The organism is Streptomyces sp. NPDC031497 (assembly GCF_055580905.1).
Window position 1 is genome coordinate 221,107 of sequence record NZ_JBVIKO010000009.1, and the last position, 12,779, is coordinate 233,885.

Genomic DNA, 12,779 nt, shown 5'->3' on the forward strand with positions numbered 1-12,779 from the left:
GATGCGAAAGGAGCCGATTCACAGGCGCACGATGACCAGGGCGGTGTCGTCGGTGGCGTCACCGGGTGGGAGCAGATCGGCGAGTACGGCGTCGGCGAGAGCTTCGGGCTCGTCCGCCTGGTGGCGGGCCAGGGAGTCGGCGAGCCGGGCGAGGCCCGTGTCGATGTCCTCGCCGCGGCGTTCGATCAGACCGTCGGTATAGAGCACGAGGACGGCGCCCTCACGGAAGGGCGCGACAGCCTGGGTCCGGGGGCCGTGTTGAGGGCGGGCGGCCAGGGGCGGGTCGGTCGCCTGGTCCAGGAAGTCGACGGTCCCGTCCCTCTGCAGGAGCGCCGGCGGGGGGTGGCCGGCGCTGCTGTAGGTGATGGTGTCGTTGTCCCAGTCGATGAACGCCGTGGCCACGGTGGTGTTCTCGGCGCCGTCGAGGGTGCGGGCGTACAGCCCGAGGACTTCCAGGGCGCGGGCGGGGCCTTCGGGGCCGAGAGAGGCGGCGGTGAGGGCGCTGCGCAGTTGTCCCATGACACAGGCCGCGGACAGGCCGTGGCCGACGACGTCGCCGACGGCGACCGCGATGCGATCGCCGGGCAGGTCGACCAGGTCGTACCAGTCGCCGGCCACGTTGAGCGCTTCGGCGGCCGGCCGGTAGCGAACGGCCGTGGGGTGCCGGCCGACCGGGCGAGGGGCCGGCAACATGGCTTCCTGCAAGGTCAGCGCGACTTCCCGGGCGCGGATGAGTTCGGTGACGTCCTCGAGCCGCTGCAGCAGCAGCGACACCCGCCCATCAGCTCCGAACACGGGAATGTTGGTCACGTTGACATACCGCTCGTGCCATACCCCGGGCTGATCGGGGTCCCTCATGTCGTAGCGCTGCAGCGCTACGATGCTGCGCTCCCCGGTTTCCGCCGCCCGGCGCAGTGACGCCACAACCCTGAGCAGGAGAGGCTCGGCGGAGTCGTTTTCGGGGCGGTCCTCGGGTATGAAGCTACCGACCACTCGCTCGCGTGGCAGGCCCCGGAGACGCAGGAACTCCGCGTTGACGTCCGCGATGATCAGCTGCGGAGTCACCAGCGCCGCCGCCCCGGGAAGAGCCTGGAACACCGCCGTGTAGTCGACCGCCGGTTCTGCCATGGTTTCCTGCTTACCGCGCCGTCTCTGTCTTCTCACGATACGAGCAGTCGGTCACGGCCCGCATCATGAGATCGCAGCGTTCCCGCGCCTTCCTGGGGCTCAGGACGAGGGGACCTCGACGGCCGAAGCCTCCGTGAGGAGGCGGAGGTCCTCGGCGGTGAGGGTGAGGTCCTGTACGGCGAGGAGGGCCGGGAGCTGTTCGACGGTGCGGGCGCTGGCGATCGGGGCCACGACGGTGGGACGGGTGAGGAGCCACGCGAGGGCGACGGTGGCGAGCTCGGCGCCGTGCGCCTCGGCGACGGTGTCCAGCGCCCCGAGCACCGCGGCGCCCCGCCGCGTCGACGCGTGCCCGGCCGCCAGATCGGCGCGTGCGCTGTCGACGGCGACGCCGGGACGGTACTTGCCGGTCAGGAAGCCGGCGGCAAGCGCGTAGTAGGGCAGGGCGGAGAGACCGGCCCGCCCGACGGTGTCCTGGAGCGCGCCCTCGTAGGTGTCGCGGGAGACCAGGTTGTATTCCGGCTGGATCGCCACGTACCGGGCGAGGTTCTCGCGCTCGGCGAAGTCGAGGGACGCCTGGAGCCGTTCCGCGGAGAGGTTCGAGGCGGCGACGGCGCGTACCTTGCCGGCCTTCACCAGGTCGTCCAGGGCTGTGACGATCTCCTCCACGGGCACGGACGGGTCGTCGTAGTGCGAGTAGTAGAGGTCGATGTGGTCAACGCCGAGGCGGCGCAGCGACTGCTCGGCCGCGGCCTTGATGGTGGACGCGGACAGGCCCTGGTAGTCCGGGTGCATGCCGACCTTGGTGGACACGATCACCTTGTCGCGGTTGCCGCGCGCCGCCAGCCACTTGCCGAGGACGGTCTCGGACTCACCGCCCTTGAGGCCGTCGATCCAGGCCGCGTAGACGTCGGCGGTGTCGAGGTAGTTGCCGCCGGCCGCGGTGTAGGCGTCGAGCACGGCAAAGGACCGCTTCTCGTCGGCCGTCCACCCGAAGACGTTGCCACCAAGGGCCAGGGGGAAGACGGCGAGGTCGGACGTACCAAGTGCGCGGAGTGTGGACACGCGAGCAAATCCCTTCATTTTTGTGAGGGTGCGGCGCTGGTCCGGCAGGCGTGAACAGTGCCGGAGTGCGTCGGCGCCTGGTGCGGAGCCCACTGTGCAGGAGCACGGCAAACGTTACAAAAGGCATGTCGATGTTCCTGAGGAACATCGACATGACGCCCTCCGTGAGCAACGGCGAAGGCCGGTCGGCTCACGAGGGCGGGCGTGCCGCTCCCGGGTGAGGCGAGCTTCGCGATCCACCTCCAGTAGAGTCATTCTCCCTTGCGGTATTGGCATTCTCTTTTTACGCAAGTACTGTATTCGGAGATGAATGACTTCGCCCAGACCTCGTCCGGCATCCCGCTGAAGCCGGTCTACGGACCGGCGGACCGGGCTGCCGAGCCGCCCGAACCGGGGACGTTCCCGTTCACGCGCGGAAACTACGCCTCCGGGTACCGGGGCCGGCTGTGGACGCTCCGGCAGTACTCGGGGTTCGGGACCGCCGAGGAGTCGAACCGCCGCTACCGCTACCTGCTGGAACAGGGCGGAACAGGCCTCTCGGTGGCGCTGGACCTGCCGACCCAGTGCGGTTACGACTCCGACGACGCGGAGGTGAGCGACGAGGTCGGCCGGGTCGGGGTCGCCGTGGACACGCTGGCAGACGCCGAGGTGCTCTTCGAGGGCATCCCGCTGGACCGCATCAGCACCAGCTTCACCATCAACGGCACGGCGGCGATCCTGCTCGCCCTGTACGTGGCCGCCGCCGAGCGGAGTGGGGTGCCCCGGGCCGGGCTCACCGGCACCATCCAGAACGACATTCTCAAGGAGTACGCCTCCCGGGGCACCTGGATCTGGCCGCCCGAGCCCTCCCTGCGGCTGATCGCCGACACGATCGAGTTCTGCGCCGCCGAGGTGCCGAGGTTCAACGCGATCTCGGTGGCCGGCGCGCACTTCCGGGACGCCGGCGCCAACGCCGTGCAGGAGATGGCGTTCACACTCGCCGACGGCGTGACGTACTGCGACACCGTGCTGGAGCGCGGCCGTATGACGATCGACCGGTTCGCGCCGCAGGTCTCCTTCTTCTTCTACACGCACGGCGATTTCTTCGAGGAGATCGCCAAGTACCGTGCCGGGCGCAGACGGTGGGCCACCATCGTGCGGGAGCGCTACGGCGCCGGGTCGGACAAGGCGGCCATGTTCCGGTTCGGGTGCGTGGCCGGCGGCGCCTCGCTCTACGCCCCGCAGGCCCGCAACAACACCGTCCGGGTCGCCTACGAGGCGCTGGCGTCGGTGCTCGGCGGCGTCCAGTCGATGTTCACCGCCGCCTGGGACGAGCCGTTCGCCCTGCCCAGCGAGGAGTCGGCGACCCTCGCGCTGCGCACCCAGCAGATCCTCGCCCACGAGACCGGCGTCGCCCGTGTCGCCGACCCGCTCGGCGGCTCGTACTTCGTCGAGGCCCTCACGGATGCCACCGAGGCACGGATCGTGGAGACCATGGCCGACCTGGAGGCGCACGGCGGCATGGTCCGCGCGATCGAGGACGGCTATCTGCAGGGGCTCATCGCCGACGAGGCCTACCGGGTCCACCAGGAGGTCGAGGCCGGCACCCGCCCGGTCATCGGCGTCAACCGGTACGCCGACGCCGGCGAGCCCGCCCCCGACATCACCACCTACGCACTCGACGCGCGGGGCCGCGAGACCCAGCTGAAGCGGCTCGCCCGCGTCAAGGCCGAGCGGGACGCGGCCGAGGTCCGTACCCGCCTGGCCGATCTCTCCCGGGCCGCCGAGGGCACCGACAACCTGATGGGCCCGCTGATCGACTGCGCGGGCGCCTACTGCACGGTCGGCGAGATGGTCACCGCGCTGAAGAACGTGTGGGGCGAGTTCCGGCAGCCGGTGGTGTTCTGATGGGGACCCGCGTTCTCATCGCCAAACCCGGCCTGGACGGCCACGACCGGGGTGCCAAGATCGTGGCGCGGGCGCTGCGCGACGCCGGTTTCGAGGTCGTCTTCACCGGCATCCGGCAGCGCGTCGAGGACATCGTGGCCACCGCCGTCCAGGAGGACGTGGCGATGGTCGGTCTGAGCATGCTGTCCGGCGCGCATCTCGCGCTGACGGCGAAGACGGTCGAGGCGCTCCGGGCGGCCGACGCCGGCGACATCGCGGTCGTCGTCGGCGGCACCATCCCGCCGGCGGACGTGCCGCGCCTGAAGGCGGCGGGCGCGGCGGGGGTGTTCCCCACCGGCACCCCGCTGGACGTCGTGGTCGCCGAGGTACGCGCGCTCACGGCGTCCCCCTGAGCCTTCGCACGAGCCGGGCCCGGAGTCCCGATGACCCTCCGCGCGAGCGGAGTCTCCGATGCCCCCTCCGCGCGAGCGGAGCCCGAACCCGAACACCTGGAGGGAACGTGCGGATCGGTGTCATGATCGGGCCCGAGCGGGGCGACTCGGCCCGCAAGGTCTCGCGGATGCTCGCGGACGTGGAGTGGGCCGAGGCGGCGGCCCTGGACACCGCCTGGATCCCGCAGGTTCCCACGGACTTCGACGCGTTGACCGCCGTAGCGCTGATGGGCGCGCGCACCTCGCGGATCGAACTGGGCACCGCCGTCGTACCGCTCCAGGCCCAGCATCCCGTCGCTCTCGCCCGGCAGGCCCTGTCCACCCAGGCCGCCACCGGCGGGCGGCTCGCCCTCGGCGTGGGCCCCTCGCACCACTGGATCGTCCAGGACATGCTCGGCCTGCCCTACGAACGCCCGGCCGGACTCACCCGTGACTGTCTCGACATCCTGGACGCGGCCCGCGGCGGCCCCGGCCCCATCGACGTCGAGAACGCCACGTACACCGTGCACAATCCGCTCGACCTGGCCCCCGTCGCCCCCCTGCCGATCCTGCTCGCCGCCCTCGGCCCGGTCATGCTGGCTCTCGCGGGCGAGCGGGCCGACGGGACGCTGCTGTGGATGGCCGACGAGCGCGCCGTCGCCGAACACGTCGTGCCCCGCATCACCAAGGCCGCCGCGGCCGCCGGACGTCCGGCGCCCCGGGTCGTCGCCGGCATCCCGGTCTGCCTGTGCCGGGCCGCCGAGGTCGACGCGGCCCGGGAACGCGCGAACCGCATTCTCGGCGAGGCCGAGATCTCGCCCAACTACCAGAGGCTGCTGGCGTACGGCGACGCCGAGGACGTCGGAGACCTGTGCGCGGCGGGCGACGAGGCGGCCATCGCGGCCCGGTTCCAGCGGTTCGCGGACGCCGGGGTCACCGACCTGTCCGTACGCCTGTTGCCCATTGGCGACGGCCGCGAGGAACTGGTCGCCTCCAAGCACCGTACCCGGGAGCTGACCGCCGGTCTCGCGGCGGCGTTCCGGTGAGCCCGGCGCCCCTGGCCGGGCTGCGGATCCTGGAGGTCGGCCACATCCTCGCGGGCCCCTTCGCCACCATGCTGCTCGCCGACCTCGGCGCCGAGGTCACCAAGATCGAACCGCCCGGCGGCGACCTCTCCCGGCAGGTGGGCGACGCCTACTTCGCCAGCATCAACCGCAACAAGCGCAGCATCTGCCTCGACCTCACGACCGGGCAAGGGCAGAGCAGGATGCGCGAGTTGGTCGCCGAATCCGACGCACTGCTGGTCAACCTCAAGCCCTCGGCCGTACGACGCCTGGGGCTGACGTACGACAGCCTGCGCCGCGTCAACGAGCGCATCGTCTGTGTGGCCGTCACCGGCTACGGGCTGGACGCGGGGGACGATCCCGCCTTCGACTACGTCATCCAGGCCGCGACCGGCGTCGCCGCGCTCACCGGCGACCCCGACGGGCCGCCGACCCTGCCCGGGTACTCGTCCGTCGACAACTCGGCGGCGCTGACCGCCGCGTTGGGACTGCTCGCGCAGATCGTGTCCGGGCGCGGCGGCCAGGTCGAGGTCGCCCTGCGGGACGTGATGCTCGCCCAGCTCAACTACCGCGCCGCCGCCTACCTCAACGACGGGGTCGAGCCGCGCCGCATGCCCCACGGCGCGCACTCCTACTACGTGCCGGCCCAGCTCTTCCCCACCCGGGACGGGCACTTGGCGCTGTTCGTCACCCACGACGGCTTCTGGCGGACCTTCGCCGCCGAGGCCGGGATCGACGGCTTCCCGACGATGGCCGAGCGGGCCGCCCGCCGGGAGGAGGTCCTCGCCGCCGTCACGCGCGCCCTGGCCGCGGACACGGCCCGGGGCTGGGAGGCCCGGCTGCGCCCCCTCGGGGTCCCGGCCGCGGCTGTGCGCACCCTGCCCGAGGCCCTGGAGGCCACCCCGGAGATGATCGTGCGGGCCGGAGACTACCGGCTGGTCGGCAACCCGGTCCGGGTCGCCGGACACCGGCCGGAGTTCCGGCCGCCACCCCGGCTCGGCGAACACGGCTCACTCGTAGTGGACGGTGACTGACCCCTCGTCCGGCACGCCCTGGCAGGTCAGGACGTACCCTTCGGCGACCTCGTCCTCGGTGAGCGCCTCGTTCACCCGCATGGTCGCGCTGCCCTCCGTCACCCTGGCCATGCACGTGGCGCAGTTGCCGGCCTCGCAGGAGAACGGCGGGGTGAGACCGGCCCGGCGGGCGCTCTGCAGCAGGGTCTCGTTCGGATGCTTGGGCACCGAGACCCGCCGGGTGCCGAGCAGGATCGTGACGGTACCGGAGTCCTGCGCGGGCGCCGTGCCATTGGCCACGGGCGCCGCGGCGGCACTGTCGAACCGTTCGCTGAAGACCCGCCCCGGGCCGGGCAGCGCCGACTCGACGAGCCCCATGAAGGGCTCCGGCCCGCACACATACGCGTCCGCGTCACCGTCCGCCCCGACGAACTCCCTGATGCCGGCCGGGTCGAGGAACCCACGCTCGGCGTCGAGATGACGTACGACCGTCAGCCGCCCGGGGTACCGGTCCGCCAGCCGCTCCAGCGCCGAGCGGAAGATCGCCGCGTCCCGGTCCCGGTCGGCGCAGAGCAGCCGCACGCTCCGCCCGGTGCCGGCCAGGGTGCTCTTGGCCAGGGAGAGGATCGGGGTGATACCGCTGCCGCCGCTGAAGCCGAGCAGCGTGGTTTCGGCCGGGCGCAGGCAGAACCGGCCGCGAGGCAGGGTCAGTTCCAGTTCGTCGCCCTCGCCGACGTGGTCGACGAGCCAGTTGGAGACCCTGCCCCGAGGGACGCGCTTGACGGTCGTCATCAGATGGGCGTCGGACTCCGGGGCGCTGGACATCGAGTACGAGCGCAGCAGGTCCCGGCCGTCGACGCGCACCCGGAAGACGCAGAACTGTCCGGCCTGATAGGAGAACGGGCCGTCCTGCGGGTCCAGCACGAAGGTCCGGGCGTCGGCGGTCTCGTGGACGATCTTGACGACGGTCGCGCGCCGGAACAGGGCCGGGCTCGCCATGGACGCCCTCCTCAAGCTCTGGTATCAAGGTTCTGTCAAGGTGAGAATACTATTCTCATTCAGTAGATGGGACCCTCTCGACAGGTGGGGGCGTGAGATGAACCAACGGGCCGCGCTGGTCTTCGAGGGCCGGGAGTACAGCCGTACGGAGCTGACCGCCCTCGCGGACGGGCTGGCCGGGACACTGGCCCGGCGGGGTGTGCGGGTGGGGGAGCGGGTGGCCCTGATGTCGTCCAACCGGCCCGAGTTCGTCATCGCCGTGCAGGCCGTGTGGCGGCTGGGCGCGGCGGTCGTCCTGCTCAGCCCGGCCTGGAAGCGGGGCGAGGTCGAACACGCCATGGACATCACCGCGCCGGCCCATGCGATCGGCGACCACCCGGTGCTCGCCGAGCTGATGCCGATGCTGCACCTGGACGAGCCGATCCTCCCGGGACGGGGGGAAGAGGCGCCCGTCGACCGGGACGCCGACGCGGTCCTGGTGTTCAGCTCGGGCACCACCGGTATGCCCAAGGCGGTCCGCCACACCCACGCCTCACTCGGCGCGGCCGTACGCCACTGGCGGGACGCCCTCGGCCTGACCTCCCGCGACCGCATGCAGATCGCCACCCCGCCCTCGCACATCCTCGGCCTGCTCAACATCGTCACCGCCCTGGAATCCGGTGTCTGGCTACGGCTGCACCGCCGCTTCGACCTGGACCGGCTGCTGCACCACATCGAACTCGACCGCATCACCGTCGAGATGGCCGTCGCCCCGATCGCGCTCGCCATCGCCTCCCACCCGAGGCTGGAGTCGTACGACCTGTCCTCGCTGCGCTACATCATGTGGGGCGCCACACCGGTGACCCCGAGCATCGCCGAGACGGTGACCCGGCGGACGGGCGTGGGGTGGTTGCCCGCCTACGGGGCGAGCGAACTGCCCGTCATCGCCTGCAATCCGCTCGACGGCGCCCGCCTGGACACGCCCGGCCGGCCCGTGCCCGGGGTGCGTCTGCGGGTCGTCTCGCCGGCGACGGGGGAGACGGTCGCAGCGGGTGTGACCGGGGAGATCGAGGTGCGCTCGGAGTCCCTGACCGCCGGGTACCTGCCGGCCGAGGCGACGGCGGACGCCTTCCGTGACGGCTGGTACCGCACCGGCGACGTGGGGAGTGTCGACGCGGACGGCTGGGTGTACCTCACCGACCGCTCCAAGGAGATGATCAAGGTGCGGGCGTTCCAGGTCGCCCCCGCCGAGGTCGAGGCCGTGCTGCACGGTCATCCGGCGGTCGCCGACTGCGCGGTGTACGGCGTCCCCGACGGTGCGGACGGGGAGGCGGTCGTCGCGGCGGTCCAGCGGGCGGCACCGGTCGAGGCCGCCGAACTCGTCGCCCTGGTCGGAAGCCGGCTGGCCTCCTACAAGCGGCCGAGCCGCGTCGAGTTCGTGACCGGGATCCCGCGCCTGCCCTCGGGCAAGGTGCTGCGTCGGGTCCTGAAGGAGCAGGCCCTCAAGGAGCAGGTCTTCAAGGAGCAGGCCCTCAAGGAGCAGGTCCTGAAAGACCAGGCTCACAAGGAACAAGTCCTCAAGGAGCAAGCTCTCAAGGAGCCCGATGGACGTACGTCTGACCACTGAGCAGCGCCAACTCCGGGACGCAGCGGCCAGGTTGGCCGATGACCTCGGTCCCGGCTCGGTCCTCGGCCTGGACGACGGCGACCGGGTCGCACGGCTGGAGAAGGCGGTCGAGGCGACCGGCTGGCGGGCGTTGCGCTCGGACGGCGCGTCCGGTGTCGAAGTGGCTCTTGTCGTGGAGGAGTTCGGGCGCGGACTGGTCGACGTACCGCTCCTCGGCCCCGTACTCGCCGACGACCTGGTGCGGGGCGTCCCGTCGGCGACCGTGGCCGTGGACGGCCGGGCGCGGGACGCGCGCGGCATGCGGCGGGCCGTCGGCCTCCAGGGCAACCGGGTGCTGTCCACCGACGTCGGCCCCCTCGTGCCGGGCGCCGACCTCACCCGCCGCGACGCCGAACTGCGCGGTGCTCCCGAGCAGATCGGCACCCTGACCGACGAAACCGCCCTGTGCCGACAGGCGTTGGCCCTGGTCGCCACCACCGCCGACCTGGTCGGCACGGCCCGCGGCGCACACACCCTCGCCCGCGACTACGCGAAGATCCGGGCACAGTACGGCCGGACGATCGGCTCCTACCAGGCCGTCGCCCACCTCCTCGCCGAGGGACTGGCCCTGATCGAGGGCTCGGTGAGCGTCCTGCGGCACGCCGCCTGGGCCGTCGACGAGCTGCCGCCCGCCGAGGCGGTCCGCGCCGCCCGCATCGCCAAGCTCTACTGCGCCCGGGCCGCCCGCACCGTCTGTGAGACGGCCGTCCAGGTGCACGGCGGCATCGGCAACACCTGGGAGTGCCTCGCCCATGTCCATCTGCGCCGGGCGCTGACGTCGACCGACCTGTTCCCCGTCCGCCTGGAGGAGATCGACCGTGGACTTTCGTGACGCGCCCGAGGAGGCCGCCTTCCGCGAACGCCTGCGGGGCTGGCTGACCGAGCACGCCGGTGCCTTCCCCACCGCGGGCGACGCCTACTGGGCCCGCCAGGGCGACTGGCACCGCGCCCTGCACGCGGCCGGCTTCTTCGGTCTGTCCTGGCCCAGGAAGTACGGGGGCCAGGAACTCCCGCCCGTCTACGACGTCATCCTCGACGAGGAACTCGCCCGCGCCGGCGCCCCCGCCCGCCCCAGCCTCGGCTACCTCGTCCAGGGCCTCGGCCGGCACGGCAGCGAGGCACTGCGCCGGCGCTTCCTGCCCGGCATGATCGACGGCACCGAACGCTGGTGCCAGGGCTTCAGTGAACCCGGCGCAGGCTCCGACCTCGCCTCCCTCACCACCACCGCCACCCGCGACGGCGACACCTACGTCCTGAACGGCCACAAGATCTGGACCAGTTACTCCGACGTCGCCGACTGGTGCCTGCTCCTCGCCCGCACCGACCGGGACGCCCCACGCCACCAGGGCATCTCCGCCTTCATCGTCGCCATGGACCAACCCGGCGTCGAACAGCGCCCGTTGACGATGATGAGCGGGGCGACCAAGGAGTTCGGCCAGGTCCTCTTCGACGGCGCCACGGTTCCCGCGGACCAGATGGTCGGCGCACCCGGCGAGGGCTGGGCGCTGGCCATGACGGTCGTAGGACACGAACGCGAACCCTCGACCCTCGGCTTCTCGGCCCGCTACGGCAAGCTCGTCCGCGACCTCCTGGCCCGCACCCCCGGCACCCCGCCCCCGGAAGTCGCCTGGGCGGTCGTCGAGACGGAGATGCTGCGCCTGCATGTGCGCCGACGGCTCTCCGAGCAGCTCGACGGCGTCTCGCACGGCCCCGAGGGCTCCCTGGACAAGCTCCTGATGACCTGGACGGAACAGACGGTGGGCCATGCGGCCCTGGCCGTCGGCGGCACCGGCGACCCCGACCTCCTGCACGCCTACCTCTACAGCCGGGCACAGAGCGTCATGGGCGGCACCTCGCAGATCCAGAAGAACATCATCGCCTCGCGCATCCTCGGACTGGGAGCCTGACATGACGGACAGTCAGCACATGTACGGCATGCCGGAGGAGATCGAGGTCGGCGCCGACGGCCCACTGCGGATCATCACCCTCAACCGGCCCGACGCCCTCAACGCCGTCAACGACCCGCTGCACACGGGCCTTGCCCGGCTGTGGCCCCGGCTGGCCGAGGACCGGGACGCCCGGGCCGCCGTACTCACCGGAGCGGGAAAGGCGTTCTCCGCGGGCGGTGACTTCGGCTACCTCGACGAGATCCGGCAGGATCCCGACCTGCGCGCGAAGACCATCGCCCACGGCCGGGACCTGGTCCTCGGCATGGTCCGCTGCCGCGTGCCCGTCGTCGCCGCCGTCAACGGCCCCGCCGTCGGCCTGGGCTGCAGCCTGGTCGCGCTCAGCGACATCGTGTACATGGCCGAGTCCGCCTACCTCGCCGACCCGCACGTCCAGGTCGGCCTGGTCGCGGCCGACGGCGGCCCGCTCACCTGGCCGCTGCACACCAGCCTGCTGCTCGCGAAGGAGTACGCCCTGACCGGTGCCCGCATCCCTGCTCGGAAGGCCGTCGCCCTGGGACTCGCCAACCATGTCGTGGCCGACCCGCTCGCCGAGGCGACGGCCTGCGCCAAGCGGATCGCGGGACTGCCCAGGCAGGCCGCGGAGAGCACCAAGCGCGTCCTCAACATGCACCTGGAACGCGCGGTGCTGGCCACCCTCGACTACGCCACGACCGCCGAGGAACAGTCCTTCCAGACCGACGACTTCCGGGACACCCTCGCCCGCCTCACCGGCCGGGAGAAGTGAGCCGACGGGCAGAGCCGGGGCCGGGGCGCGAAGGGCGCGCCGCCGGCCGTCACTTGGGCGGGAACCGCAGCGCCCCGTCCAGGCGGATCACCTCGCCGTTGAGATAGTCGTTCTCGCAGACGTGCTGCACGAGCGCGGCGTACTCGGGGGAGCGGCCCATCCGCCGGGGGTGCGGTACCTGCGGCCCCCAGTACGCCTCCAGCTGGTCGCCCGCCTTGCCGTAGGCAGGTGTCAGGAACGTGCCCGGCGCGACGGTGACGACCCGGATGCCGAGCGGGGACAGGTCGCGCGCTGCCACCAGGGTCATGGCGGCGACCCCGCCCTTGGCCGCGGCGTAGGGAAGCTGGCCGATCTGGCCTTCGTACGCCGCTATGGACGCGGTGTTGACGACGACTCCCCGGCCGCCGTCCGCCTCCAGCGGTTCCTGGCGGGCCATCGCGGCGGCGGCCAGCCGCATGACGTTGAAGACGCCGGTCAGGTAGATGTCGACGGTCCGCCGGAACCCGTCGAGGTCCAGCGGCTCACCGTCCCGGCCGACCAGCCGGCCGCCGCTCGCCGGGCCGCCGTGCACGTCCACCGAGATCCGCAGCGGGCCGAGCGCCTCCGCCGCCGCGATCGCCGTCCCGACCCCGCCCTCGTCGGTGGCGTCGGTGCGCACGTACCGGACGCCCAGCTCTTCCTCCAGGGCTTTGCCCTTCTCGTCGGCGAGGTCCGCGACGACCACGGACGCTCCCGCAGCGTGCAGCCGGCGCACCGTGGCCTCGCCCAGGCCCCCCGCCCCGCCCACCACGACCGCCGACGCCCCTTGAACCCGCATCGCGACTCCCCTCCCAGGGATACATGGTTCTAGCATGGTGAGAGTAACATTCTCGCCCAG

12 protein-coding genes are annotated in these 12,779 nt (G+C 72.0%); 8 read left to right on the forward strand and 4 right to left on the reverse strand.

Going from position 1 to position 12,779, the window contains the following annotated elements; genetic code table 11:
• Positions 1-18: 18 nt before the first annotated feature.
• Together ACZ5K7_RS21005 and ACZ5K7_RS21010 are read right to left on the reverse strand one after the other, a co-directional pair.
• Positions 19-1,128 carry a PP2C family protein-serine/threonine phosphatase gene (locus ACZ5K7_RS21005; protein WP_351702521.1) on the reverse strand — a complete coding sequence of 370 codons (1,110 nt, stop codon included), beginning with the start codon at positions 1,126-1,128 and terminating at the stop codon, positions 19-21.
• Between the two features lie 99 nt (positions 1,129-1,227).
• Entirely contained in the window at positions 1,228-2,190 is a 963-nt protein-coding gene (locus ACZ5K7_RS21010; RefSeq protein WP_468915200.1) for an aldo/keto reductase, read from the reverse strand.
• 306 nt (positions 2,191-2,496) lie between these two features.
• On the opposite strand from ACZ5K7_RS21010, the gene ACZ5K7_RS21015 reads away from it, so the two are divergent.
• From ACZ5K7_RS21015 to ACZ5K7_RS21030, 4 genes are all read left to right on the forward strand, one after another.
• Positions 2,497-4,077: a methylmalonyl-CoA mutase family protein gene (locus ACZ5K7_RS21015; protein WP_468915202.1), complete on the forward strand. Its 1,581-nt coding sequence runs from the start codon at positions 2,497-2,499 to the stop codon at positions 4,075-4,077.
• Positions 4,077-4,469 (forward strand): cobalamin B12-binding domain-containing protein, encoded by a 393-nt coding sequence (locus ACZ5K7_RS21020; protein WP_351702512.1) that lies wholly within the window; start codon positions 4,077-4,079, stop codon positions 4,467-4,469. The genes ACZ5K7_RS21015 and ACZ5K7_RS21020 overlap by 1 nt, the downstream gene beginning before the upstream one ends.
• Before the next feature lie 107 nt (positions 4,470-4,576).
• Positions 4,577-5,533, forward strand: coding sequence for a TIGR03564 family F420-dependent LLM class oxidoreductase (locus tag ACZ5K7_RS21025; RefSeq protein ID WP_468915204.1), 957 nt, complete (start codon positions 4,577-4,579; stop codon positions 5,531-5,533).
• The gene (locus ACZ5K7_RS21030) at positions 5,530-6,585 is read left to right on the forward strand and encodes a CaiB/BaiF CoA transferase family protein (RefSeq protein ID WP_468915206.1); all 1,056 of its coding nucleotides are present in this window, start codon (positions 5,530-5,532) and stop codon (positions 6,583-6,585) included. Before ACZ5K7_RS21025 ends, ACZ5K7_RS21030 begins: the two co-directional genes overlap by 4 nt.
• On the opposite strand, the gene ACZ5K7_RS21035 is transcribed toward ACZ5K7_RS21030, so the two are convergent.
• On the reverse strand, positions 6,562-7,563 hold the full coding sequence (locus tag ACZ5K7_RS21035) for a 2Fe-2S iron-sulfur cluster-binding protein (protein ID WP_468915208.1): 1,002 nt from the start codon (positions 7,561-7,563) through the stop codon (positions 6,562-6,564). The genes ACZ5K7_RS21030 and ACZ5K7_RS21035 overlap by 24 nt on opposite strands.
• Here ACZ5K7_RS21035 and ACZ5K7_RS21040 point away from each other — a divergent pair.
• Genes ACZ5K7_RS21040 through ACZ5K7_RS21055 form a run of 4 tightly spaced genes read left to right on the forward strand, consistent with a single transcriptional unit; the run spans position 7,562 to position 11,902 of the window.
• Positions 7,562-9,169, forward strand: coding sequence for a class I adenylate-forming enzyme family protein (locus ACZ5K7_RS21040; protein ID WP_468915210.1), 1,608 nt, complete (start codon positions 7,562-7,564; stop codon positions 9,167-9,169). The two genes, ACZ5K7_RS21035 and ACZ5K7_RS21040, sit on opposite strands and share 2 nt — an antisense overlap.
• Positions 9,147-10,040, forward strand: a complete 894-nt coding sequence (locus ACZ5K7_RS21045; protein ID WP_468915212.1) for an acyl-CoA dehydrogenase family protein — start codon at positions 9,147-9,149, stop codon at positions 10,038-10,040. The genes ACZ5K7_RS21040 and ACZ5K7_RS21045 overlap by 23 nt, the downstream gene beginning before the upstream one ends.
• Positions 10,027-11,115, forward strand: a complete 1,089-nt coding sequence (locus ACZ5K7_RS21050) for an acyl-CoA dehydrogenase family protein (RefSeq protein ID WP_468915214.1) — start codon at positions 10,027-10,029, stop codon at positions 11,113-11,115. The genes ACZ5K7_RS21045 and ACZ5K7_RS21050 overlap by 14 nt, the downstream gene beginning before the upstream one ends.
• Position 11,116: 1 nt before the next feature.
• Entirely contained in the window at positions 11,117-11,902 is a 786-nt protein-coding gene (locus ACZ5K7_RS21055) for an enoyl-CoA hydratase/isomerase family protein (RefSeq protein WP_468915215.1), read from the forward strand.
• A gap of 49 nt (positions 11,903-11,951) precedes the next feature.
• Here ACZ5K7_RS21055 and ACZ5K7_RS21060 read toward each other — a convergent pair whose 3' ends face one another.
• A complete protein-coding gene (locus tag ACZ5K7_RS21060; RefSeq protein WP_468915217.1) occupies positions 11,952-12,719 on the reverse strand; it encodes an SDR family NAD(P)-dependent oxidoreductase in 768 nt (255 codons plus the stop codon).
• Positions 12,720-12,779: the final 60 nt, after the last annotated feature.